Origin of the sequence: Bacillus sp. FSL R9-9530 (assembly GCF_038008145.1) — a bacterium.
Classification (GTDB): Bacteria; Bacillota; Bacilli; order Bacillales; family Bacillaceae_G; genus Bacillus_A; species Bacillus_A mycoides.
The window spans coordinates 4,092,568-4,116,902 of record NZ_JBBOYO010000001.1 but is presented as its reverse complement, the minus strand read 5'-3'; the positions used below and the strand labels follow the sequence as shown (position 1 = coordinate 4,116,902).

21 protein-coding genes are annotated in these 24,335 nt (G+C 36.9%); 5 read left to right on the top strand and 16 right to left on the bottom strand.

Translation table 11 applies throughout. The features are described from left to right. Nucleotides 1-203: 203 nt before the first annotated feature. Both MKX66_RS20640 and spo0F read right to left on the bottom strand, forming a co-directional pair. A complete protein-coding gene (locus MKX66_RS20640; protein WP_002016312.1) occupies nucleotides 204-1,061 on the bottom strand; it encodes a class II fructose-bisphosphate aldolase in 858 nt (285 codons plus the stop codon). Nucleotides 1,062-1,272: 211 nt separating this feature from the next. Continuing rightward, nucleotides 1,273-1,641 carry a sporulation initiation phosphotransferase Spo0F gene (gene spo0F, locus MKX66_RS20635; RefSeq protein ID WP_000398592.1) on the bottom strand — a complete coding sequence of 123 codons (369 nt, stop codon included), beginning with the start codon at nucleotides 1,639-1,641 and terminating at the stop codon, nucleotides 1,273-1,275. A 202-nt stretch (nucleotides 1,642-1,843) separates the two neighbouring features. Here spo0F and MKX66_RS20630 point away from each other — a divergent pair, with 202 nt between their 5' ends. Next, complete coding sequence (locus MKX66_RS20630; RefSeq protein ID WP_002143880.1) at nucleotides 1,844-2,368, top strand: DUF2529 domain-containing protein; 525 nt, start codon at nucleotides 1,844-1,846, stop codon at nucleotides 2,366-2,368. Between the two features lie 32 nt (nucleotides 2,369-2,400). Here the strand turns inward: MKX66_RS20630 and pyrG are convergent, their stop codons facing one another. The 8 genes from pyrG to MKX66_RS20590 all read right to left on the bottom strand — a co-directional run bounded on the left by pyrG (nucleotide 2,401) and on the right by MKX66_RS20590 (nucleotide 12,322). Beyond that, a complete protein-coding gene (gene pyrG, locus MKX66_RS20625) occupies nucleotides 2,401-4,008 on the bottom strand; it encodes a CTP synthase (RefSeq protein ID WP_002016314.1) in 1,608 nt (535 codons plus the stop codon). Between the two features lie 257 nt (nucleotides 4,009-4,265). Next, nucleotides 4,266-4,793: a DNA-directed RNA polymerase subunit delta gene (gene rpoE, locus MKX66_RS20620; protein WP_002143883.1), complete on the bottom strand. Its 528-nt coding sequence runs from the start codon at nucleotides 4,791-4,793 to the stop codon at nucleotides 4,266-4,268. Between the two features lie 165 nt (nucleotides 4,794-4,958). Beyond that, entirely contained in the window at nucleotides 4,959-5,588 is a 630-nt protein-coding gene (locus MKX66_RS20615) for a TetR/AcrR family transcriptional regulator (RefSeq protein ID WP_002034889.1), read from the bottom strand. Nucleotides 5,589-5,652: 64 nt separating this feature from the next. Further along, a complete protein-coding gene (acdA, locus tag MKX66_RS20610; RefSeq protein ID WP_341086994.1) occupies nucleotides 5,653-6,792 on the bottom strand; it encodes an acyl-CoA dehydrogenase AcdA in 1,140 nt (379 codons plus the stop codon). Nucleotides 6,793-6,814: 22 nt separating this feature from the next. Then, nucleotides 6,815-7,945, bottom strand: coding sequence for an acyl-CoA dehydrogenase (locus tag MKX66_RS20605; protein WP_002034888.1), 1,131 nt, complete (start codon nucleotides 7,943-7,945; stop codon nucleotides 6,815-6,817). 72 nt (nucleotides 7,946-8,017) lie between these two features. Next, on the bottom strand, nucleotides 8,018-8,869 hold the full coding sequence (locus MKX66_RS20600; RefSeq protein WP_215590497.1) for a 3-hydroxybutyryl-CoA dehydrogenase: 852 nt from the start codon (nucleotides 8,867-8,869) through the stop codon (nucleotides 8,018-8,020). Between the two features lie 49 nt (nucleotides 8,870-8,918). Continuing rightward, nucleotides 8,919-10,100, bottom strand: a complete 1,182-nt coding sequence (locus MKX66_RS20595) for an acetyl-CoA C-acetyltransferase (protein WP_002089769.1) — start codon at nucleotides 10,098-10,100, stop codon at nucleotides 8,919-8,921. A gap of 110 nt (nucleotides 10,101-10,210) precedes the next feature. Continuing rightward, nucleotides 10,211-12,322 (bottom strand): heterodisulfide reductase-related iron-sulfur binding cluster, encoded by a 2,112-nt coding sequence (locus MKX66_RS20590; RefSeq protein ID WP_002130078.1) that lies wholly within the window; start codon nucleotides 12,320-12,322, stop codon nucleotides 10,211-10,213. Nucleotides 12,323-12,700: 378 nt separating this feature from the next. On the opposite strand from MKX66_RS20590, the gene cls reads away from it, so the two are divergent. The 3 genes from cls to MKX66_RS20575 all read left to right on the top strand — a co-directional run bounded on the left by cls (nucleotide 12,701) and on the right by MKX66_RS20575 (nucleotide 17,688). Further along, nucleotides 12,701-13,894: a cardiolipin synthase gene (gene cls, locus MKX66_RS20585; RefSeq protein ID WP_341086991.1), complete on the top strand. Its 1,194-nt coding sequence runs from the start codon at nucleotides 12,701-12,703 to the stop codon at nucleotides 13,892-13,894. 33 nt (nucleotides 13,895-13,927) lie between these two features. Further along, nucleotides 13,928-14,881 carry a UV DNA damage repair endonuclease UvsE gene (gene uvsE / locus MKX66_RS20580; protein WP_002143890.1) on the top strand — a complete coding sequence of 318 codons (954 nt, stop codon included), beginning with the start codon at nucleotides 13,928-13,930 and terminating at the stop codon, nucleotides 14,879-14,881. Between the two features lie 128 nt (nucleotides 14,882-15,009). Then, a complete protein-coding gene (locus MKX66_RS20575) occupies nucleotides 15,010-17,688 on the top strand; it encodes a DUF4084 domain-containing protein (RefSeq protein WP_326996694.1) in 2,679 nt (892 codons plus the stop codon). 17 nt (nucleotides 17,689-17,705) lie between these two features. Here MKX66_RS20575 and papR read toward each other — a convergent pair whose 3' ends face one another. Then, nucleotides 17,706-17,852: a quorum-sensing peptide PapR gene (gene papR, locus MKX66_RS20570; protein WP_000734740.1), complete on the bottom strand. Its 147-nt coding sequence runs from the start codon at nucleotides 17,850-17,852 to the stop codon at nucleotides 17,706-17,708. A gap of 147 nt (nucleotides 17,853-17,999) precedes the next feature. Then, the gene (locus MKX66_RS20565) at nucleotides 18,000-18,863 is read right to left on the bottom strand and encodes a helix-turn-helix domain-containing protein (RefSeq protein WP_002130082.1); all 864 of its coding nucleotides are present in this window, start codon (nucleotides 18,861-18,863) and stop codon (nucleotides 18,000-18,002) included. Nucleotides 18,864-19,034: 171 nt separating this feature from the next. Between MKX66_RS20565 and MKX66_RS20560 the strand changes: the two genes are divergently transcribed. After that, nucleotides 19,035-20,795, top strand: a complete 1,761-nt coding sequence (locus MKX66_RS20560) for a M4 family metallopeptidase (protein WP_326996693.1) — start codon at nucleotides 19,035-19,037, stop codon at nucleotides 20,793-20,795. A gap of 39 nt (nucleotides 20,796-20,834) precedes the next feature. Here MKX66_RS20560 and MKX66_RS20555 read toward each other — a convergent pair whose 3' ends face one another. Genes MKX66_RS20555 through MKX66_RS20540 form a run of 4 tightly spaced genes read right to left on the bottom strand, consistent with a single transcriptional unit; the run spans nucleotide 20,835 to nucleotide 24,195 of the window. After that, nucleotides 20,835-21,437, bottom strand: a complete 603-nt coding sequence (locus MKX66_RS20555) for a response regulator transcription factor (protein ID WP_044438293.1) — start codon at nucleotides 21,435-21,437, stop codon at nucleotides 20,835-20,837. Next, the gene (locus MKX66_RS20550) at nucleotides 21,434-22,561 is read right to left on the bottom strand and encodes a sensor histidine kinase (RefSeq protein ID WP_044438292.1); all 1,128 of its coding nucleotides are present in this window, start codon (nucleotides 22,559-22,561) and stop codon (nucleotides 21,434-21,436) included. The genes MKX66_RS20555 and MKX66_RS20550 overlap by 4 nt, the downstream gene beginning before the upstream one ends. Then, nucleotides 22,562-23,296: an ABC transporter permease gene (locus MKX66_RS20545; protein WP_215590508.1), complete on the bottom strand. Its 735-nt coding sequence runs from the start codon at nucleotides 23,294-23,296 to the stop codon at nucleotides 22,562-22,564. It lies immediately after the preceding gene. Continuing rightward, a complete protein-coding gene (locus MKX66_RS20540; RefSeq protein WP_061673819.1) occupies nucleotides 23,293-24,195 on the bottom strand; it encodes an ABC transporter ATP-binding protein in 903 nt (300 codons plus the stop codon). Before MKX66_RS20540 ends, MKX66_RS20545 begins: the two co-directional genes overlap by 4 nt. Nucleotides 24,196-24,335 lie beyond the last annotated feature (140 nt).

Genomic DNA, 24,335 nt, shown 5'->3' with positions numbered 1-24,335 from the left:
TAGATGAAGATTAACTATTCATCGAATCAAATTACTCAATTCAGATACTTACCACATTTATTAATAGGACTATGCACATTATTTTCTATATTCGCAAACCAAAAATTCACTTTATAAAATCTTTAGACTTGTTCGCGCTTTCATTATACAACGAAAGGAAACCGTCTAAAAGACTAGACGGTTTCCAAAACGGAATTTTATTCTTACGCTTTACCGTTAGAACCGAACTCACGCATTTTACCAGCAACAGTTGCTTTGATAGCGTCGCGGCCAGGTCCAATATATTTACGAGGATCGTAAACTTCTTGGTCTTTGTTTAATGCTTCACGAACAGCTTTTGTAAACTCAATTTGGTTCTCAGTGTTTACGTTAATTTTTGAAGTACCTAGAGAAATAGCTTTTACGATATCAGCAGTTGGGATACCAGTACCACCGTGTAATACTAAAGGTACGCCAGTGAAGTCGCGAACTTGTTCCATTTCAGCGAATCCTAAGTTAGGCTCACCTTTGTAAGGACCGTGTACAGAACCTAAAGCTGGAGCTAGGCAATCGATACCTGTTGCTTCAACAAGGTGCTTACACTCTGCTGGATCAGCGTAAATTACGCCTTCAGCGATGATGTCGTCTTCTTGTCCGCCAACTGTTCCAAGCTCAGCTTCAACAGATACGTTACGAGCGTGTGCGTATTCTACCACTTTTTTAGTAGTTTCAACGTTTTCATCGAATGGGTGGTGAGAAGCGTCGATCATTACAGATGTGAAACCTGCATCAATTGCTTCTTTACATTTTTCGAAGCTTGAACCATGGTCAAGGTGAATCGCTACAGGAACAGAAATGTTCATTTCTTCGATTAAAGCTTTAACCATAGCTACAACTGTTTTGAAACCAGTCATATGACGAGCTGCACCCTCAGATACACCTAAGATTACAGGAGATTTTTCTTCTTCCGCAGCAGCTAAGATAGCTTGAGTCCACTCTAAGTTGTTCATGTTGAATTGACCAACTGCGTATTTTCCTTCTAGTGCTGTGTTTAGCATTTCTTTCATAGAAACTAAAGGCATGGTGAATCCTCCTAAAAAACGTTTTTTGTATCCGATAAATTCTTATCGCTGGTAGTATGACCAGAATAAGGTAAAATATGTATATTTACATACCGGACTTCTTTCTACACTCAATAGGATAACAACTTGTACTCAAAAACTCAACTGTATTCACCTGCTCAATAGTCCATGTAAACGCTTTTTTCCATATTTTTTATAAAAAATTCACTTTTTACGCCTCTACAGCAAGCTGATCTCTCACTGCTTGACGAATCTCATCAATATCAAACGGTTTAGCAAAGTGCATTAAAGCTCCTAAATCTTTCGCTTCTTGAATCATATCCAATTCTCCATAAGCAGTCATTAAAATCACTTTAATACTCTCATCAATTTCTTTTACATGTTTTAAAATCTCTATACCATCCATACCTGGGATTTTCATATCTAACACTACTAAATCTGGATTATCTTTTTTCACGATATCTAAAGCTTGAAATCCATTCGCTGCTTGGAACGTCTGATAACCTTCTTTTTGGAACACTTCATGCAATAAAACACGAATGCCATATTGATCATCAACGATTAAAATTTTCCCTTCCATAACTCCCAACCTTTCTGTGTAAGTACAAGATTTAAAGCTTCTTATATCTTATCGGTTTATTTTCGCTACTCTTTGCCAAATCCCTTCCTATTCTTTCTTATTTTACCGTTTACTATTTCGTTATGCTACCCTACGATTTCCCCTTTCTAAAAAAAATGAGCTATAATGGGAACCGGCTAGCACGAAAGAAAGGAGCAACAACATGTTAAAAATTTTCTCGACTCAATTAAGTGGATATTTCTCCAGAATTTCTCAAAAAGAGGAAATGAATATAGAAGATAGCGCTCGTCTACTTGCCCAGGCGTTAGTGGGAGACGGCTTCATTTACTTGCACGGTACAAACGAAATGGAGGGTATTGTTTCAGAAGCATTATTTGGCGCCGAACCAATGAAACAAGCAAAACGTTTAATAGAAAACGGTGAACCGGCGGCAGTGACTTCTGCGGACCGCGTACTTCTTATTAGTCGTTTTTCGACAGATGAAGAAATTATAAAAACCGCGAAAAAACTTCATGAAGAAGGCCAATCTATCGTTGGAATCTCGGCTATTCAAGAAGGTGTTGAATCACTGGAACAATATACAGATGTACATATTGATACAAAGCTGTTAAAAGGTCTTATTCCAGATGATGAAGGTAACCGCTATGGGTTCCCAAGTTTAATTATAGCTTTATTTGCTTATCACGGATTGAAATTTACAATTGATGAAATGTTAAACGAATATTAAAAAAAGCGCCCTATTTCAGGCGCTTTTTTTTATTACTTGCTCTCTTTATTCGTAATAGAAGCACTTACGAAGTCATGGAACAATGGTTGTGGACGGTTTGGACGAGATACAAGTTCTGGATGGAACTGTGCTGCCACGAACCAAGGGTGATCTTGTAATTCAATAATTTCCACTAGACGACCGTCTGGGCTTGTACCAGAGAATACAAATCCTGCTTTTTCCATATCTGGACGGAATTGATTGTTGAACTCATAACGATGACGATGACGCTCATATACAACCGGCTCATTGTAAGCATTGTAAGCATTTGTTTCTTCAGCAAGCTTACATGGGTATAGACCAAGGCGAAGTGTACCACCTAAATCTTCTACATCTTTTTGTTCTGGTAATAAATCGATAATTGCATAAGGTGTGTCAGGATTAATTTCAGAAGAGTTAGCTCCTTCTAATCCTAATACGTTACGTGCAAATTCGATTGATGCAAGTTGCATACCTAGGCAAATTCCTAAGAATGGAACTTTGTTTTCACGAGCATATTGAATTGCAACGATTTTACCTTCTACACCACGATCGCCGAAGCCACCTGGTACAAGGATACCATCTGTATCGCCAACTAATTCTTTTACGTTCTCTGCTGTTACGTGCTCAGCATTTACCCATTTTACTTCTACATCTGTGTCGAATGAATAACCTGCATGACGAAGCGCTTCTACAACAGAAATGTATGCATCTTGAAGCTCTACGTATTTACCAACAAGAGCGATTTTTGTTTTCTTAGAAAGGTTACGTACTTTATTAACTAGCGCAGTCCAATCTGTCATATCTGCAGCTGGATTGTCTAACTTCAAGTGATCACAAACGATTTGGTCCATGTTTTGTTCTTGAAGAGATAATGGAACCGCATATAAAGTATCTGCATCGCGTGCTTCGATAACTGCTTTTGTATCGATGTCACAGAATAATGCAAGCTTGTCTTTCATGTCCTGAGAAACAGGTAGTTCTGTACGAACAACGATAATATTTGGTTGAATACCTAAGCTGCGAAGCTCTTTAACGCTATGTTGCGTTGGTTTTGTTTTCATTTCACCCGCTGCTTTTAAGTACGGGATTAACGTACAGTGAATGTACATTACATTGTCACGACCGATGTCGCTCTTAATTTGACGAATTGCTTCTAAGAATGGTAGAGACTCGATATCACCAACAGTTCCACCGATTTCTGTAATAACAACGTCGGCATTTGTTTCGCGACCAGAACGATATACACGTTCTTTAATTTCGTTAGTAATGTGAGGAATAACTTGAACTGTTCCTCCTAAATATTCACCACGACGCTCTTTTTGAAGAACTGAAGAGTAAATTTTACCTGTTGTTACGTTGCTGTATTTATTTAAGTTGATGTCGATAAAACGCTCATAGTGACCTAGGTCTAAGTCCGTTTCTGCACCATCATCTGTTACGAATACCTCACCGTGTTGGTAGGGGCTCATAGTCCCTGGGTCTACGTTAATGTATGGATCAAACTTTTGAATAGTTACGTTTAAACCACGATTCTTTAAAAGTCTTCCAAGAGATGCTGCTGTAATACCTTTACCTAAAGACGATACTACACCGCCTGTTACAAAAATATACTTAGTCATGAAAAAGCTCCCTCCTATTTTGCTGTTATATAATCACCGTTGCAAAGCGCAACGTATGTAGATAACACTGTATCCATCTTATTGTTAGACTCTTTTTATTTTCTAAACAAAAAACAAAAAAGAAAATTGCTCCCCTCATCACATAAAGTAATAAGTAGGGAGCAATTTTCTTTTATATTTACACTTTAAAAGTATTATCGTCTTTTTTTAAAGAGCCCAAAAATGATTCTACATGGACGATAATGAAAAGTCAAGAACTACCGCTCTTCCTCTTCTTCTTCTTCAGTTTCATCATACTCAAGTTCTTCTTCTGCGAAGTCTTCATTATCTTCTTCTAAATCATCAAGATCATCATCTTCATCATCTGCGTCTTCGTCTTCAAGAACTTTGTCCAAATCTACTACATCTTCTTCTACTTCTTCTTCTACTTCTTCTACATCATCTTCTTCAATGTAGTCGTCAAAACCGTCTTCTTCAACTTTGCGTTTCTTCTTCGGTTTTGGCTGAGGCAGAATTTCTTCATCAATTTGCTCATATGGGTACCAGCTACGTAGCCCCCAACGATTTTCTCCTAAATTAATGAAACGTCCATCGATGTTTAAATCTGTATAAAATTGTGCGAGTTTCGTATTAACTTGCCCTTGAGATAGTCCCAGCACTTGAGCGATTTCTTGAACCAACTCGTTGAATGTCGTTGCTTGTCTTTTATTCCCTAAAACACTATGTACAACTTCAATCATTGAACATTCTTTTAGCTCTTCTGGTGAATATTGCTTAAAACCCACTTATGCGGCACTTCCTTTCTTCAAATATAAGCTTATATATAACGGTCTGCTTAAAAAAATCCATACTATTCATTATAAACAAAAGTCGCACAAATATGCTACAAAAAAAACGGGAAACTTTTATCGCGCTATTTACGGGCAATAAAATTATAATTTGTCCATTCTTTATTTCGGAGACATATGTGCTCCTTGCAGTACATACCTAATTTGCATTTCTGTATATTCTTCGAGAGTATACAGTTTTTGCAGGGCCCAACGTCTAAATCCCCACATTTGTCCTTGTATGAAAATATTATGTGCAAGAAGCTGTATTTCCTTTTTATTTAGTGTAAATGTCCCATTTTCCGTACACTGCTCTAAAATATCCTCAAACATCCCGACCATTTGAAACTCTTTTTCTAATACATATGGGAGTGATTCCTTCGGTAAAAAACGTACCTCTTGATACATAATTAATACTTCTTCTTGCAATTCATCCATCACTTTAAAATAATTCATTATCGCTATCTTTAAGCTTTCTATACTTCCCTTCTCTGTACACACTACTTCCTCTAACCGCTCTTTTACATGTTCATAAATACTATCACAAACTAAATATAATACATCATCTTTTGTGCGAATATACTCATAAAGTGTTCCGATACTAAATCCAGCCGCTTTCGCAATTTCTCTCGTTGTTGTACGCGGGAATCCTTTTTGCTTAAACAGCTGCACCGCACCTTTAATCATTTGTTCACGTCTTAACGCAACTAATTTTTCATCTTTCACTGACGCATGTACATTATGTTTAACCATCCCTTCACCTCTCTCTATTATTTTTGGAAGTAAAAAGCGTAGGAAAATACCTACGCTTTTGTTCCTACTTCGTTAACATACGAGAAATTACAAGCCTTTGAATCTCTTGTGTTCCCTCATATATTTGTGTAATCTTTGCATCGCGCATATAACGCTCTACTGGATAATCTTTCGTATAACCATAACCACCAAATACTTGTACCGCTTCAGTCGTTACCTTCATCGCTGTATCACCTGCAAATACTTTTGACATCGCTGACTCTTTCCCATACGGAAGCCCTTCAGATTCAAGCCAAGCCGCTTGATATGTTAAAAGACGCGCTGCCTCTACATCCGTTGCCATATCCGCAAGTTTAAAGCCAATTCCTTGTTGCGCCGCAATTGGCTTCCCAAACTGATGACGTTCTCTTGCATATTCTACAGAAGCATCTAAAGCGGATTGTGCAATACCGACTGCTTGTGCCGCAATACCATTACGGCCGCCATCTAATGTCTGCATCGCAACTTTAAATCCTTGGCCCTCTTCCCCTAGTAAATTCTCTACAGGAATACGGCAGTCTTCAAATATAATTTCAGTTGTTGGCGAAGAACGAATCCCCAGCTTACTTTCCTTCTTCCCAACCGAAAATCCTAGCGTATCACTCTCCACAATAAATGCACTCGTGCCGCGCTGCTTCGAATCAGGATCTGTTAATGCAAAAACAACATAAATATCAGCAATACCGCCATTTGTAATAAAAATTTTCGAACCATTTAAAATGTAATGGTCTCCATCTCGTTTTGCAGTCGTCCTCATTCCACCAGCATCTGATCCAGAGCTTGGTTCTGTTAAGCCATATGCACCAATTTTCTTCCCTTCAGCCATTGGGCGCAAAAACTTTTGTTTTTGCTCTTCCGTTCCAAATTTAAAAATTGGCCATCCAGCAAGTGAAGTATGTGCAGACAACGTTACACCTGTAGAAGCACAAACGCGGGATAATTCTTCAACGGCAATTACATACGCCAAGTAATCGCTTCCAATTCCGCCGTATTTTTCAGGCCACGGAATACCGGTTAAACCAAGCTCTGCCATTTGATCAAATAAAGCGCGATCAAATCGCTCTTCCTCATCACGCTCTGCTGCTGTCGGTGCTACTTCATTCCTCGCAAAATCCCGAACCATTTTTCTTATCATTTCATGTTCTTCTGATAATTTAAAATGCATTCCCGTCTCCCCCTCTGCCTTTTTATAAAGCTCGACTAATTACAAGCTTTTGTATTTCGCTCGTTCCTTCATATATTTGTGTGATCTTCGCATCACGGAAAAATCTTTCTACTGGATAATCTTTCGTATAACCATAACCACCAAAGACTTGCACCGCTTCAATCGCAACTTCAACAGCCGTCTTAGAAGCAAATAATTTCGCAATAGAAGCTTCTTTACCGCATGGTAATCCTTGTGCTCTTAGCGATGCTGCTCTGTATACAAGTAATCGCGATGCTTCTACACTTGTTGCCATATCTGCAAGTTTGAATCCGAGTCCTTGCTGCGCCGCAATTGGCTTTCCGAATTGCTCACGCTCTTTCGCATAATCAATCGCACATGCAAGCGCCGCTTCCGCGATTCCTAATGCTTGCGCTCCGATTCCAATTCGCCCAACATCTAAATTCGCCATTGCCACCTTAAATCCTTGTCCTTCTTCACCAAGTAAATTCTCGGCCGGCACTTTCATATCTTCAAACGTAAGTTGTACTGTACGAGAACCAAGAAGCCCCATCTTATGCTCATCTTTTCCAATGATTAAGCCTGGTGTATCTTTCTCTACTATAAATGCTGAAATCCCGCTTTTCCCCGCATCTGGATTTGTAGACGCGAAGACGATATATGTACTTGCTTCACCACCATTTGTAATAAAGACTTTCGATCCATTAATGATGTAGTGATCGTCTTTCTTTACAGCTCTTGATTTCAAACTACCTGCATCTGATCCTGCATTCGGTTCTGTTAGAGCAAATGCACCTAAATATTCACCCGTCGCCAGTTTAGAAACATATTTCTGCTTCTGTTCTTCTGTTCCGAAGTATAAAATCGGATTCATTCCAACTGACGTATGTACAGCCAAAATTACACCAACCGTTGCACTTACCTTTGAAATTTCCTCAATTGCTAGAATGTAAGAAATAAAATCCATTTCTGCCCCGCCATATTTTGCAGGCGCAGGAATACCCATTAGTCCAAGCTCACCCATCTTTTGCAAAATCTCTTTCGGGAACACCCCTTGTTCCATACTAGGAACAAAGGGAGCTATTTCCTTCTGTGCAAAATCTCGAACCATTTTCCTCATCATTTGTTGCTCTTCAGTAAAGTGAAAATTCATGTACTTCGCCTCCGTTTGCTATATATCTTTTTAACAATCTGGTAAGACCACTACTTCAATAAAGGGAGGCCTTTATTCGTAAACGTAGAAACCACGACCCGTTTTACGTCCTAACCATCCTGCATTCACATACTTACGTAATAATGGACATGGGCGATATTTACTATCTCCTAATCCTTCATGCAACACTTCCATAATGTATAAACACGTATCTAAACCGATAAAGTCAGCTAACGTAAGAGGTCCCATCGGATGATTCATACCAAGTTTCATTACTTCATCAATCGCTTCTTTCGTCGCTACTCCTTCGTATAACGTATAAATCGCTTCGTTAATCATCGGTAATAAAATACGGTTCGATACAAACCCTGGGAAATCATTTACTTCAACTGGCACTTTCCCGATTTTTTTCGTAATATCCTCAATCGTTTCGTACACTGCATCATCTGTAGCTAAACCACGAATAATTTCAACGAGTTTCATAACTGGAACTGGATTCATAAAGTGCATGCCGATTACTTTCTCAGGACGTTTCGTTACCGCTGCAATTTCCGTAATTGGTAACGATGACGTATTCGTCGCTAAAATTGCGTGTTCTGGAGCGATTTCATCTAAATTCGCAAAAATTTTCTTTTTAATATCCATTTTTTCAACAGCTGCTTCAATAATAAGATCAGCTTCTTTGACACTATTTAAATCGAGCGTCCATGTAAGACGATTTAAAGTCGCATCTTTCTCTTCTTCCTTCATACGGCCTTTTTCTACTTGGCGGGCTAAATTTTTTGAAATAACAGCTAGCCCTCTATCTAATTGCTCTTGCTTTAAATCTTGCACTTTCACATCATAGCCTGCGATTGCACACACTTGTGCGATACCTGAACCCATTTGCCCTGCACCGATTACAACAATCTTTTGTACACTCATTTTTTCTTCCCCCTTAATTGTTAATAAACTATATATCTTCTAATCTTAATTAGTGAACTTCAATCATCACTGCATCACCTTGACCGCCACCGCTACAAATAGAAGCAATTCCAATTCCGCCGCCGCGCTGCTTCAGTGCATGGATAAGTGTAACGATAATACGTGCTCCGCTCGCTCCAATTGGATGCCCCATTGCTACAGCACCGCCATTTACATTCAATTTTTCCGGATCGATCCCTGCGATTTCTGTACTTGCAATTGCTACAGCCGCAAATGCCTCATTGATTTCAAATAGATCTATGTCTTCAATTGTCTTACCTGTCTTTTTCAGCAATTCATTAATTGCATAACCTGGCGTTCTTGGGAAATCCTTCGATTCTACCGCAATCGCTGTATGCGCCAAAATTGTCGCTAATGGTTTTCTTCCTTCTTGCTTCGCTCTGTCCTCGCTCATTAATACAAGTGCAGCACCGCCATCATTTAGTCCCGGAGCATTACCTGCTGTCACCGCTGACGTCTTATCAAATACAGGCTTTAATTTCGCTAATTTTTCAATCGTTGTATCCGCGCGTGGCGCCTCATCCTTAGCCACGACGATAGGATCGCCTTTTCTTTGCTGAATTGTTACTGGTACAATCTCCTCTTCAAAACGCCCTTCTTTATGTGCCGAAACCGCACGTTGATGGCTACGATATGCCCATTCATCTTGTGCTTCGCGAGAGATTCCATCTTCCTTCGCAACTTCTCCGCCATAAACACCCATGTGTATACCTGAAAATGCGCATGTTAAACCGTCTGCAACGTTTAAATCGATAACTTCGTTGTTACCCATTCTGTATCCCCATCTTGCCCCTCGTAAAATGTAAGGGCTGTTACTCATCGATTCCATTCCACCAGCTACAATCAGTGATTGATCACCAGTACGAATAATTTGATCTGCTAACGTAACTGCGCGAAGCCCTGATGCACAAACTTTATTTATTGTTTCTGTCTGTACTTCCCAAGGAATGCCGGCCGCTCTTGCTGCTTGGCGTGATGGAATTTGTCCTTGCCCTCCTTGGATAACCGTTCCAAATATAACTTCTTCAACATCACTAGCGGAAACATTCGCCCTTTCAAGCGCTGCCTTAATTGCGATTCCTCCAAGCTCTGTTGCTTTCACGTCTTTTAAAGTTCCTCCAAATTTTCCAACCGGTGTTCTTGCAGCACTTAAAATAACTGTTTTACTCATGTTTCTTTCCCCCATTTCTTTTTTTAGCACCGAGCGCTCGCTCGGTATCCTTGCGCCTAGAAGAGGTGCAATTATTGCACCTCTTCTAAATTTGAATGCATTCCTACAAACTACATTGCTTCTTTCTTCTGTCCGATAACTGAGCGTTCTAAAATCTCTGTTACGTCCAAAGTTTGAACTGTTTCTTCAACTTCTTTCGCTTTCGTGCCATCACTAATCATCGTTAAGCAATACGGGCATCCTGTACCGATAATTGACGGCTGTACAGCTAGCGCTTGTTCTGTACGAGCAACGTTAATACGAGAACCTGTCGTTTCTTCCATCCACATTAGGCCGCCACCCGCACCACAGCACATTCCTGTTTCACGGTTACGCGCCATTTCTACAAGGTTTACACCTGGAATTGCTTTTAGAATATCGCGCGGCGCTTCGTATACTTCGTTGTATCTTCCTAAGTAACAGGAATCATGGTACGTAACTGTCTCTTCAATAGAATGGACAGGTTTTAAACGACCTTCCTTCACCCACTGGGCTAGTAATTCTGTATGATGATAGACTTCTGCTTGTAAGCCAAAGTCCGGGTACTCATTTTTAAAAGTGTTATAAGCATGAGGGTCAATCGTAACGATTTTCTTCACTCCTGCTTTTTCAAATTCTTCAATATTTTTAGTCGCCATTTCCTGGAATACAAATTCATTTCCAAGGCGGCGCGGTGTATCACCAGAGTTCTTTTCCTTATTACCAAGAATTGCGAATGAAATACCTGCTTCATTCATTAGCTTCGCAAATGATATCGCAATCTTCTGACTGCGATTGTCATACGAACCCATTGATCCGACCCAGAATAAGTATTCAAACTCTTCGCCAGCTTTTGATTTCTCCTTTACAGTTGGAACTGTTACTTCATCGTCACCTTGGCGCCATGTTTCACGCTCTTTACGGTTCAGTCCCCACGGATTACCTTGACGCTCAATGTTTGTCATTGCACGCTGCGCTTCCGCGTCCATTTTTCCTTCTGTTAAAACGAGATAGCGGCGTAAATCAATAATTTTGTCAACATGCTCATTCATAACTGGGCACTGGTCCTCACAGTTACGGCACGTTGTACACGCCCAAATCTCTTCTTCTGTAATAACGTCTCCGATTAAACTTGGGTCGTACGCTAGCGCTGTAGCCGCTGATTCTTGTTGTCCTTTTCCAGCTGCCATCATCGCTAACTGATTTCCTTGTGTATTATTAAAAGCAACAACTGGAACCCACGGTGCTTTTGATGTTACCGCTGCTCCTTTATCAGTTAAATGATCACGAAGTTTTAAAATTAAATCCATCGGTGATAACATTTTCCCTGTTCCTGTTGCCGGACACATATTTGTACAACGACCACATTCGACGCAGGAATATAAGTCGATAAGTTGATTTTGTCTAAAGTCTTCAATTTTACCAACACCGAATGTTTCTTGTGTTTCATCTTCAAAATCAATTTTTTCAAGTTTTCCCGGATTTGAAAGACGACCAAAAAACACGTTAACTGGTCCAGCAATTAAATGCGCATGTTTTGATTGTGGAACATAAACTAAAAACGTTAACAAAATTAGTAAATGCACCCACCAAGAGAAATAGAACACTGAAATGGCTACGGTTTCATTTAATCCCGAGAAAACGTAAGCGATTGCAGAAGCGATCGGTTCACTCCATGAAAGCTCCTCGCCGTGCCATATAATTCCCATCCCATTACCAAGTAGCACAGAAATCATTAAGCCACCAATAAAGATAAGAACAAGGCCTGATTTAAAATTACGTTTCAAACGAACAAGCTTTTCAATATAGCGTCTATGAAAAGCCCAAAAGACTGCAATTAAAATAACGAGTGTGACAATTTCCTGGAAGAATGTAAATGCAGGGTATAGTGGTCCAAGTGGAAGATGCGATCCTGGTGCAAGTCCTTTCCAAACGAAGTCAATTGCTCCAAATTGGACAAGAATAAATCCGTAAAAGAACATAACGTGAATGATGCCGCTCTTTTTATCTTTCAGCAGCTTTTTCTGACCGAAAACATTGACCTTAAGAAGATCCCAACGCTCTTTAAAACGACGGTCAAATTCAATCTTTTTTCCTAATTGTATGTAGGCCATCCTTGTTCGTATAAGATATACAAACAAATACCCCGCATAAGCAATAACAGCAATGGCAGCCAGCCAATTAATGATTAGTAAGCTATTCATTTTATGCTACCCCTCTCTTTGTAAGCTCTCTTTCTTTTTTAGAATCTTCGAAAATATATAATTTTCTGAATTATATCCCCTATTCCCATTATATAATGAGTGAGCATTCAGTCAACAGTTTTTTGTTATACAACAACACATTTTTTAATAAAGCTGTTTATTTCGGTGAAACTATAAAGTGAAACTTTAATCGGCGGGGAGCCATTCCTCCCCACTGAGTATTAGCCCTCACCAATCGGGCTTTTACGGGCGGCCCGAATCCCAACCAACTTCTTTGCTTTAGGTGGGCGTCTTACTGTCCGCAAATAGCGGGATACAGTGAAATTTTGATTTGTAAAAAATTGATGGTGAAAAGACCGTGAAGGAGGGAATTTACTTATGTTTTTCTTATCTCTCTTGTTATTAGGCAGCGTTCTCTGGATTACAATCGACCTTTCATATGGGAGAATTGTTCATTTAAAGCGTGTACGCTCTCGTTCTTTCCCTTTACGTCAAAGTGATTTTCGCCTTTATACATACGGAAATGATCTATACGATGCTCTCTTTACTGATATAAAACAAGCTAAACACCATGTGCACGTTTTATTTTTTATTGTAAAAAACGATGATATAAGTCGTACGTTTTTAAAGTTACTTATCGACAAAGCACAAGAAGGAATTGAAGTAAGACTTTTACTCGACCGGTTTGGAAGTCATTATTTATCAAAAGAAGCGATTTACTCCCTACAAAAACATGGTGTCTCTTTTTCATTTTGTCATAAAGTGAAATTTCCTTTTCCTTTCTTTTCTGCAAATCAAAGAAACCATAGAAAAATTACAGTTATTGACGGGAAAATTGGTTATATTGGTGGATTTAACATTGGCGAAGAATATTTAGGGCATAATCAAAGGTTAGGGTTATGGCGAGATTATCATTTACGTCTTACAGGAGAAGGGATACAAGATTTACAAAAACAATTTTTACATGATTGGCTCGACGATACAGACCAAAATTTATTAGATTCATCTCTTTATTTTCCTATGCAACAACCAGGGACCATTCTACATCGTTTCATCCCTACTGATGGTGCCTATTTACAAAATACATTTTTACATTTAATCGAAAGCGCGAAAAAAGAACTCTTTATCGGTACACCATATTTTATTCCTGGAAAAAAAATTATGAATGCATTATTAAAAGCGCGAAAACGTGGGGTTCAAATAACTATTCTCGTTCCACAAAAAGCTGATCACGCCCTCGTTCGAGAAGCAAAATTCCCATATTGCCGAAAGTTAATACAAGCTGGTTGTAATATTTACGCTTTTCAGCAAGGATTTTTCCACGCAAAAATTATTATAGTAGACGATCATACTTGTGATATCGGAACTGCTAATTTCGATATGAGAAGTATATATATTAACCATGAAATCAATTGCCTTTTATACGATAAACATTTCATACAAGAAGTAAAACGTAAATTCGAGGAAGATTTGGAACGCTCCTTATTACTTTCCTTCGAAGATGTCAATCCTCTCTCCATTATCGATAGAGGAAAGGAATGGATAGGAACGCTACTCGCGTTCTTTTTATAGAGAAATTTCAAGGGCCAAGGAGGTGCATCACATATGATAATTCGATTTGGATATGTCTCACATGCTACGGCATTATGGGACTGTTCGCCTGCCAAAACAATGACATTTACAAGCTGGAAAAAGCTAAAAAAACAAGAGCGTGAAGATAAATTATATAATGTTACACTGCAAAATCTAGAACACACAATACGCATCCTTCATTACAATATTGCACACGAAATTCCATTATATCGTTTATCATCTTCTATCGTCCCGCTTGCAACACATCCTGAAGTTGAATTTGATTACATTCAAATATTTGCTCCACTATGGCGTAAAATAGGAGCATTAATTCAAGAACACAATTTACGCGTAAGTTTTCACCCAAACCAATTCACACTATTTACAAGCGACAAACCACATATTACAACTAATGCAATTACAGATATGACCTATCATTATAACGTGTTAAATGCTATGGGAATTGCAGATTCTTCCTACATTAATATACATGTAGGTGGCGCGTATGGAAATAAGGAAAAGGCAATCGAACGTTTTCATGAAAACATACAAAAACTCCCTTACCATATAAAAAGACAAATGACCCTTGAAAATGACGATAAAACGTATACAACTTCTGAAACTTTGGCTATTTGTCAAAAAGAAAAAATCCCTTTCGTGTTCGATTATCATCATCACATAGCGAACCTTTGTAATGAACCGCTAGAAGAATTGCTTCCTATGATATTTAAAACTTGGTCACATACAAATGTCCTTCCTAAAGTTCATATTTCTTCTCCTAGATCAGAAAAAGAATTTAGGGCCCACGCAGATTATATTGATTTAGAATTTATTAAACCCTTTTTACACATTACAAAAAAAATTAATCATAATTTTGATATTATGATTGAAAGTAAACAGAAAGATTTAGCAATGCTACAATTAATATGTGAACTATCCTCTATAAGAGGAATAAAAAGAATAAATAGCGCAACATTGCAATGGTAAATTGTAACGTTGCGCTATTTTTTTCAAAAAAAGTAATTTTTCTAGTAAAAAACACCCTATTTTATATGCTATGATTGGAATTAGCATTTTCCACCTGCGATTCAACTTTATTGAAACGGAGTCATAATATGATTAATCAAAAAAAATATGTACACTTTGTCATGATGTATATAATTATATTTTTTCTTTGGATATTCCTTATTCCTAAGAGCTTGAATATAAAAGAAATTGGCATTCTCTTCTTATTTTGTTTTGCTACACTCTTTTCTTGCTATTGCCTATATAAAGCAATTAAGAAAATGAAGCGTGGTGACAAACTATTTTGGGTTTTAGTACTATGCACTTGCCTATGTGGATTGACAATGGAGATAACTTTATTTCTTCATTCACTTTCTATATATGATCAAGTCATATTCTCATATAAGGCGTTGCCCTTTTTCATCGTACAATATATTTTACTCTTCTCTGGCTTTGCTATAAAGTTCATAAAACATTACTCTATTAGAGGCCTTGCTCAATTTTCATTCGATAGCATCTTTATTGTTATTATGAATATTTATTTTACCTTAACTTTTATTTTGGATCTTTCAAGCTTTCGTATGTTAACAACAGATACCTGGGTTTTAATTGGATACTTTATTGCACAATCATTAGTAATTTACGCCGTTATTAGCCTATATAGAAGAGAACAATATTCTTCTAGCAGAATTTCATTAATTATCGGCTTTACTATCATACTTGTATACGGATATATACATCTGTTTCAATTAAACGCAGGGATGGAAACTTCTTCTGAAGTCTCTTACTTAATACATACTGCTTCAATTTTATTAATTGGTTTGTCTTCCATACTATACATTTTAGATAAACCAATACAGCATAAAACGAAAACAAAGTATTATCGATTTGATTATGTACGCTTTATATTACCTTATTTTAGTATAATCATTACTTTTTCCTTTGTTGTTATTCAACCTTGGGATGATAAGTTCATGCTAATCGGTCTAGTATTATCACTAGTATTATTATTCCTACGACAACTTTACATGTGGAAAGATAATCAAGTATTAATCGATACGTATGAACAGTTGACTACACAACTAGAAGATGAAGTTGAAGAAGGTGTATCTGCCCTATCAAAAAGTGAACAACGTTATAAATCTTTATTCGAAGATCATCCTGATGCTGTTTTTTCTTTAAATATGAACGGGATTTTTCAACAATCTAATAAGGCTTGTGAAAGTTTATTTACAGCCTATTATTGTGAAGTAACAAGCTATTCTCTTCAACACTTCATTGATCCACAAGATCATGAATTATTGAAGAAATCTTTACAAATTACAAAAGAAGGTAGACCACAAACTCTAGAAATTCGTACAAAAGAAAAAGAAGGCTATTATTATCACCTTCACATTACATTCATCCCTATTTTTATAAATAAAGAAGTTGTTGGGATGTTTGGTATCGCACGTGATATTACAACTTTATATGAAAAACAAAAGCAAGTAGAGCATATGGCTTTCCATGATGCACTTACAGGACTACCGAATCGCCGGAAATTCGAAAAAGATTTAAAAACGATTTTAAATACAGCTCAAAACACCACTAATGACGTTGCGGTCATGTTCCTCGACTTAGATCGATTTAAAAAAATTAACGATCGACTCGGCCATGATGTCGGAGATTTATTATTAATTGAAGTAGCAAAAAGATTACGTGGATGTTTGCGTTCAAAAGATATCGTTGCCCGCCAAGGCGGAGATGAATTTACGATTCTATTACCAGATATGTACTCTGAAAAAAGTGCTTCTTTTATGGCTGAACAAATTTTAACTATTTTAAATAAGCCTTACTTTATTAAAGATGAAGAACTTTCTGTTACACCGAGTATCGGAATTGCGATGTACCCTGACTACGGAACCGATGTAACCGAATTAATGAAAAATGCAGATATGGCTATGTATCGAGCAAAGGCTAATGGAAAAAATAGATTTATTTTCTTCTCAAAAGAAATGAGTATTGCGCAAAATGAAATACACTTCCTAGAAGGTGAACTTTCAAAAGCTCTACAACAAAATGAATTTTTCCTTGAATATCAACCACAAGTAAATACAAAAACAAAACAAATTATCGGTTTTGAGGCATTAATTCGCTGGAAACATCCAAAACTCGGAATTGTATCGCCTGCCCAATTCATTCCTCTAGCAGAGGAAACAGGATTTATTATTGAACTTGGTAATTGGATTTTACATACCGCCTGCTTAGAAGCAAAAAAGTGGCATAACCAAGGATTTTCTCACTTAAAGGTTGGTGTAAATTTATCTGTTGTTCAATTCAATCACGCAGATTTAATATCAACTATTTCAAAAGTCTTGGAAGAAACCGAACTAAAGCCGGAAGCGCTAGATATTGAGATTACAGAAAGTATCGCGATTAATCAAAATCATTCTGTAATTGCTAAACTAGAAGAACTTCAAAATCTTGGTATTCAAATTTCAATTGATGATTTTGGAACTGGTTATAGTTCTTTAGCTTATTTAACGAAATATCCAATCAATACATTAAAAATTGCTCGAGAATTTATTTGTGGAATTACAAATAGCCCTTTAGAAGAAGCCATTATCGCTTCCATTATTACGCTATCAAAAGAATTAAATTTAGAGGTTATTGCGGAAGGTGTAGAAACAGAAGAACAATGGAAGTTTTTACACGAGCAAAACTGTGACCACATTCAAGGATTCCTCTTTAGCAAACCTGTTTCTAGTAAAGACGTTTGGAGGTTACTCCACAAAAAAACAACCGTCTAAGTAAGACGGTTGTTTTTTTAATGTTCAAATGGTAAATCTGAAGCTAATTGTACCTCTTGATCATTATGAGAAATTACTTGGCTTTTCTCTAAAGCTGTATCTGTTAATGAAATACCCCATGCCATTGCTAATGTTAATAGACTACCAATAAGTAGTTTTTTCATATTCCATCACCCACATCGTTTTCTTTTAATATATCATGAAAATTTATCCACAACTTATGCAATTATGCATACCCATTTTTTGGAGATTTGATTACTTTTTATGGATGTAACTTACGAAATATACCACTATACATATTCCAAATCATTTTAATTTAAATACTTCTTTTTTTTTAATAACGTCTCTTTGTAAGAATGTAAATCTAATAAATCAAAGAAGAAAGACGCTTTTTTATACACTTCTTTAATATCATCTGATGAATACTCTAATTTCTCAAGACACTCGCCCTTTTGATAATACAATTGACCGATTAATTCCATACTTCCCATATACCGAGAAGCTTCAATCGCTTCATTTACTTGATACAATGCCTCTTCAAACTGATCACTCAAATATAAAGCTTTTGCATAATTGTATCGAACTTTAACTGTGAATGCCTCATTATTATGTAGCGATTCTAACCGTTCTAAAATAGCTCGAAATGAAGTTATTGCCCTATCTAATTGATTATTTTCTGCACAAATACTTGCAATAGAATTTTCAATATATAAATTTTGAAATACATCTATCCCTCCGTATGATTGATGTACAATTTTTTTTAACTCTAAAATGCAATATTCAAAATTAATTTTCTGTAAAACATATGCAGATAAGTAATAGTACCAAAGAAGAAACTGATTAAATTCTGGATGAAACTTTTCTTTTTTTAATTCATTTGAAACAATGCTATAAATTTCAGCATATTGTTTCTTCTTACTCAACATTTGAATTCTATCTTTAAATAACTTTTTCCTCTCAATATCGGAATAAATGAGTACCTCATAAAAATGAATAATGGGAACTTGTAATTTTGCTGCTATACCTTGCAGTATATCCATACTTGGGTATACCGCGCCCGATTCAATTCGGCTCACTTCCGATTGATGACATACATTATCGGAGAGTTGTTTCTGTGTTAATCCTCTCATTACCCTAATTTTCTTTATTTCACTTCCTAATTTTTCTGCGTGCATACTTACTCACCATCCCATTATAACAATCTAATTTTTTTAAGTTGTCATACCACTACAATAATGTGAATTCGACAATTTTTGATATGAAATAATGCATAATATATATAAAATTCGGCAAATTCCTCATACAATTCATCTCACATACACAATACAAGATTAGGAGTGTTATAGATGAATTATAGAAAACTTGCTAGTGCTGTCGTTACATTCGGTCTTCTTTGTCCTTTATCAACAGAAGCTATTCACGCTCAAGAATTAGATAAAAATGAAGTGAAAGTTGAAATTGCTCAGCCTGGTTTAACAATCGGAAAATTAACACAACCTCAAAACGATACAAAAGAGAATATTGCTAAAAAGTATTTAAAAGGTGAGGTAAATGGGGCTAAAGCTCAACAAGAGCAAGTTACTACTGAAAAGAATGTCGATTTTCAACCTACAAATAAAGAAACAAAAGAAAATCAAACCGAATTACGCCTTGCACAAACATACAAAAACTATAAAGTATATGGTCAAGATCTCATTGTAAAAGTAGATAAAAATGGAGTAATTACAACTGTTAGTGGTAAAGTTGCCCAAAATTTAGACCAACAACTTAATCTTACTATAACAAATTTTTTGTCGAAAAATGAAGTAAAATCTAAATTACGCAATATACTTCAAATTCCAAGTGATGCGACAGAAACAGAATTTTCTAGCGAAACGGTAGTTTATAAGAAAAAAGATGGCTACTATACATACGCAACGGTCCTTACATTTACTTATGAAAACAATGAACAAGTTATAAACGGAAATGCAATCATGGACTTACAAACTGGTGAAGTACTTTTCCAAGAAAAGTTTATTAAAAATAAAGAGAATAAAAATATTAATCAAGTAACAGCACCTAAACTATCACCAGCGAAAGAACAAGGAACTGGGAAAAATGCGCTACAAGAAAATGTATTATTTAATATTGCGAAAGGCTCTGATGGAAAATTTTATTTAGCTGATTTATCCCGCGGAAATGGTATTTATATTTACAACGCAAACTACGCTGATTCCCTTGGTGGCGATAGCCAAGCTGGTTATCCAGGGACACTTATTTCAAGCGATAACTCTAACTTCTTAGATAAAGAAGCAGCTGGTGTTATGAAAAATATGAGTGATATTTACGACTATTTTAAGAAAGAACATAATCTGAAAAGTTACAATAATAAAGACTCAAAAGTTGTTGCTAGCGTCCACGGATTTGATTCTACTGAAGTTAGTGATGGTGTAAAAGAAAACTATGTAAATGCATTTTGGCATCCAGGTTGGAATCAAATGGTCTTTGGTGACGGGCTAAATGGAAAATTAACCTCTGCTCTTGACGTAACAGCTCATGAATTTGGACATGCTGTATTTAGTGGTACGACGAAAAATAAAATTGTGCGATATCCAAGTGCTGAAACATCTGCGCTAAATGAAGGTCTAGCAGATTTTTGGGGTACACAAATAGAATATTACGTAAAGAAAGATAAAGGAAATTGGATTATGGGTGATACGTTAGGTGGTCTAACAATTCGTGACATCCCAGGGGAAATTGGTGATGGCGGCAACAAACTATACACAAACTTAAAAGATTTCTATAATGATGGAAATGATCAAGAATCTCACGTGAATTCTGGAATTATCAGCCATGTATTATATCAATTAGCTGAAGGTAAAACGTATAACGGTATATCTGTTCAAAGACAAGGAAATGAAAAAGTAAGTAAAGTTGTTATGCGTGCATTGCAAAATTACGCAACCTCAGCAGAAGATTTTGAATCACTTCAATCCCACATCGTACAGGCTGCAAAAGATTTATATGGCAATACAACATCGACAGAATTCGAAAAGGCTTTCCAAGCACATGGATATAAAGCACTAGCAAAAATTAGTAAAGTAGTAGAAGTACAAAAAGGAAAATAAGCAAAAAAGAAGTTTACCGATTATAGGTAAACTTCTTTTTCATATCCATCCCTTTTCTTCCGCAATTGTAATTGCCTCAATCCTATTTTTCGCATCGAGCTTCGTTAATACTTCAGAAATATAATTACGCACTGTACCAGGTGAAAGATAAAGTGCCTTCGCAATTTCATTTGCTGTCTTTCCCTCTTTCGCAAGTAACAGCACTTCTTTTTCACGATCCGATAACGGATTCTGCTCTTGCCATAAGCCAAACATTAACTCTTGAGAAATCTCTCGTTTCCCTTTCATTACGTTACGAATCGCCGAAGCTAAATCCTCACTTGGGCTATCTTTTAACAAATATCCGTGCACACCAGCTTTCATTGCCCTTTCAAAATACCCAGGACGCGCAAATGTTGTTAAAATCATTACTTTACAAGATGATTTTTCTTTCTTTAAAGTTTCTGCAACATCTAATCCACTTTGAATTGGCATTTCAATATCCATAATACTTATATCTGGCTCTAACGATTCAATTAACTTTAAGGCCTCTTCACCGTTCGCCGCTTGCCCAACTACTTCAATATCATCTTCTAGATCAAGCAGGGCTCCTAATGCACCACGAAGCATTCGTTGATCTTCTGCAATAATAATTCGAATCATGCCCTCACCTCATCTTTTCCTGTTCTAATTACAATTGGAACTTTCACCGTTAACAGTGTCCCTGGATTGATCGTATCCAGTTCAACTACTCCATCAATAAGAGAAATCCGCTCCTTCATACCTCGAATACCGTTTCCATCATGACTTTGATTTTCCAAACCGACGCCATTATCTTCTACTTTCAAAATCAACTCACCTTGTGATTCTAATATAGAAACTGTACATGCCTTTGCCTTACTATGCTTCACGACATTCGTAACAGCTTCACGTAAACACATACCTAAAATATTTTGTTCAATTGGTGATAACGAGCTAGAATTAGCCTCCTGCTTTACTTCTAATTCAATATTGGCAGCTTGCAAAATCGCTTTTATTTGCTCAAGTTCTTCTTCCACTGTAATCATACGCATATCAGAAATTAATTCTCTCAGCTGTTTTAAAGCGGTGCGAGATGTTTGTGTAATTTCCTTCGCTTCCATACTTGCACGATCTGGATTTTTCACAATTAACTTCTCCACGAGCTGACTTTTCAAAGTAATGAGAGATAATGTGTGTCCTAACGTGTCATGAAGATCTCTTGCAATTCGCTGGCGCTCTTCACGTTTTACTAAGTCTTTAATTTGTTCATTTGCTTCGTTTAATTGATTTTTCAACATCTTTTTTTGATTAAAATTACGCATTCCAAATGGCGTAAGAAGCATTAAAATAAACATTGGAACTATATTCACTAAATTTGTAGTTGTTAAATGCTTAAAATATACGAATATAAAGGCCCCAAGCATTGTAATCAACAGTCCTAACAACACTCGAAATACTTTCTTACTTGGCGCAAAGCCCATCGCACTTGCCGTGAAAAAACCAAAAAATATCATAAAAGCATTATAAAATAAGGCAAATAAAAAGATGAGTACCATTTGAATACATGCCCATAAAATGAACGTCTTATTAACAAAATAAAGTTGACGGTATGTGATAATAAAAAGCACCAACATACCGCTCCCTATCCCAAGTTTCCACCCTGATACCTGCGTTAGATGGTAAATCGGAAATAACAGATACACTAACCACATATATGGGAAGAAACCCATCTGTTTCGGAAAAATCTCAAACTTCTTCTCTATCATTTATACCGCTTCCTGTCTTTTCCTTATATATATTGATACTACAACAAATATAAGGAAATAACCTCCTAGTACCGCGATATTTTCCCACCCAACTGACTTCCCAGCTACAATATCCCATGCCCCACTACCAAAATGATATGTCGGTGTCCATTCTCCAATAGACCTTAATACTTTTGGGAATACTTCTATCGGCATCCATAATCCGCCAACTACCGCTAAGCTCATATTTAAAATATTAGCCAGGCCAGCAGCTGCATCCGCCTTTTTGATCGAGCCTATTACTGTTCCGAGTGCTAAAAATGGTGTCACGCCTAATAATAACCATAATCCGGCACCAATCCATTGACCTATCGTTAACTCAACATTATTAATTAATATTCCTGCCATAAAAATAACTAAGATTGAAAAAGCATTCACTACTGTTTGAGCAATAATTTTAGCTGCTAAATATGCCCCCTCTGGAAGCGGTGTAATTTTTAACAAATGTGTCCATCCTTGCCCTTTTTCCTGAGAAAGTCTCACACCGAAACTAAAAAGGGCAGTCCCTACAATACTGAAAGTCGCCATTGAAATTAAATAATGTGCTTTCCATGCATCTCCGTTTTGCGGGACTTGAACAACATTTGTAAAGATGTAATAAAACATAACTGGCATTAATAATGAGAAAAAGATGAATAATTTATTGCGGAACGTACGTAAAACCTCTATTTTACATTGCATCCATAATGATCTCATGCGATTCCCTCCTTCTGATTTGCAACAAACTGTTCAAATGCTTCGTCGAGGCTTCCACGTTCAACTGAAACGTCTGTTACAGGTAGATTCCTCTGATAAATTGCTTGTAAAGTGGCATCTGTATCTTCCGTCGTTAAAGTGAAGCGCCCTTCATTTGACTGTACTTCTGTTACATGCGGTAATTCCTTTAGTAAACTCTTAGGAATTTTCTCTTTCGAATAAAACGAGATTGTTTTTCTAGAAATCGTCGCTTTCATCTCATCTGGTGTGCCATCTGCGATAATCTTTCCGTTCGCAAATAATAAAATTCGATCCGCTAGCGCATCCGCTTCTTCTAAATAATGTGTTGTTAAAATAATCGTTTTCCCTTCACTTGCTAATTTTCTAATCGTTTCCCAAAACGTTTTTCGAGACGTAATATCCATCCCTACAGTTGGTTCATCTAAAAATAACAACTCTGGATTTCCTGCAAGTGCCAGTGCAAAATTTAACCTTCTCTTTTGGCCACCCGATAATTTCTCACATCTTTGCTTTCGCTCTGATTCTAAATTTGATAGCTGAAGTAATGTTTCTTTCGCTACTGGATTCGTATAATAACTACGGAATAACTCAATTGCCTCTTCTACCGTGATACTATCAATCACACTTACTTCTTGTAGCATCGCACCAAGGCTATTACGAACATCTCTATGCTTCGGACTCTTTCCAAATATAGAGACATTCCCCTCTGTCGGATCTTTTAATCCGAGCATCATTGAAATTGTCGTTGTTTTCCCCGCACCATTTGGACCGAGTAATGCTACTATTTGCCCTTTATTTACATGAAATGAAACGTTATTTACTGCTTTTTTATGTTTAAATGTTTTAGAAACACCATTTACTTCAATAATCTTTTCCATCTCTCCACCCCCGCCGTTTCTTATATTTACATTGTATGCTCTGGAAAAGTTAGGAAACAGTATGATGCGTCATGACATCAATATGACAATTGTCATGTATTCTTTATGAGAGGAATCAACCCGCATACCGCACGCGAGTA

What these genes read in the sequence shown, in the direction of transcription:
- MKX66_RS20555 (WP_044438293.1), bottom strand. Translation starts at nt 21,437, where the DNA reads ATGATTCGAATTATTATTGCAGAAGATCAACGAATGCTTCGTGGTGCA.
- MKX66_RS20540 (WP_061673819.1), bottom strand. Translation starts at nt 24,195, where the DNA reads ATGGAAAAGATTATTGAAGTAAATGGTGTTTCTAAAACATTTAAACAT.
- MKX66_RS20630 (WP_002143880.1), top strand. Translation starts at nt 1,844, where the DNA reads ATGTTAAAAATTTTCTCGACTCAATTAAGTGGATATTTCTCCAGAATT.
- MKX66_RS20615 (WP_002034889.1), bottom strand. Translation starts at nt 5,588, where the DNA reads ATGGTTAAACATAATGTACATGCGTCAGTGAAAGATGAAAAATTAGTT.
- MKX66_RS20575 (WP_326996694.1), top strand. Translation starts at nt 15,010, where the DNA reads ATGATTAATCAAAAAAAATATGTACACTTTGTCATGATGTATATAATT.
- pyrG (WP_002016314.1), bottom strand. Translation starts at nt 4,008, where the DNA reads ATGACTAAGTATATTTTTGTAACAGGCGGTGTAGTATCGTCTTTAGGT.
- MKX66_RS20565 (WP_002130082.1), bottom strand. Translation starts at nt 18,863, where the DNA reads ATGCACGCAGAAAAATTAGGAAGTGAAATAAAGAAAATTAGGGTAATG.
- MKX66_RS20560 (WP_326996693.1), top strand. Translation starts at nt 19,035, where the DNA reads ATGAATTATAGAAAACTTGCTAGTGCTGTCGTTACATTCGGTCTTCTT.
- MKX66_RS20640 (WP_002016312.1), bottom strand. Translation starts at nt 1,061, where the DNA reads ATGCCTTTAGTTTCTATGAAAGAAATGCTAAACACAGCACTAGAAGGA.
- acdA (WP_341086994.1), bottom strand. Translation starts at nt 6,792, where the DNA reads ATGCATTTTAAATTATCAGAAGAACATGAAATGATAAGAAAAATGGTT.
- spo0F (WP_000398592.1), bottom strand. Translation starts at nt 1,641, where the DNA reads ATGGAAGGGAAAATTTTAATCGTTGATGATCAATATGGCATTCGTGTT.
- MKX66_RS20550 (WP_044438292.1), bottom strand. Translation starts at nt 22,561, where the DNA reads ATGATAGAGAAGAAGTTTGAGATTTTTCCGAAACAGATGGGTTTCTTC.
- MKX66_RS20605 (WP_002034888.1), bottom strand. Translation starts at nt 7,945, where the DNA reads ATGAATTTTCACTTTACTGAAGAGCAACAAATGATGAGGAAAATGGTT.
- MKX66_RS20590 (WP_002130078.1), bottom strand. Translation starts at nt 12,322, where the DNA reads ATGAATAGCTTACTAATCATTAATTGGCTGGCTGCCATTGCTGTTATT.
- papR (WP_000734740.1), bottom strand. Translation starts at nt 17,852, where the DNA reads ATGAAAAAACTACTTATTGGTAGTCTATTAACATTAGCAATGGCATGG.
- uvsE (WP_002143890.1), top strand. Translation starts at nt 13,928, where the DNA reads ATGATAATTCGATTTGGATATGTCTCACATGCTACGGCATTATGGGAC.
- cls (WP_341086991.1), top strand. Translation starts at nt 12,701, where the DNA reads ATGTTTTTCTTATCTCTCTTGTTATTAGGCAGCGTTCTCTGGATTACA.
- MKX66_RS20595 (WP_002089769.1), bottom strand. Translation starts at nt 10,100, where the DNA reads ATGAGTAAAACAGTTATTTTAAGTGCTGCAAGAACACCGGTTGGAAAA.
- MKX66_RS20545 (WP_215590508.1), bottom strand. Translation starts at nt 23,296, where the DNA reads ATGAGATCATTATGGATGCAATGTAAAATAGAGGTTTTACGTACGTTC.
- MKX66_RS20600 (WP_215590497.1), bottom strand. Translation starts at nt 8,869, where the DNA reads ATGAGTGTACAAAAGATTGTTGTAATCGGTGCAGGGCAAATGGGTTCA.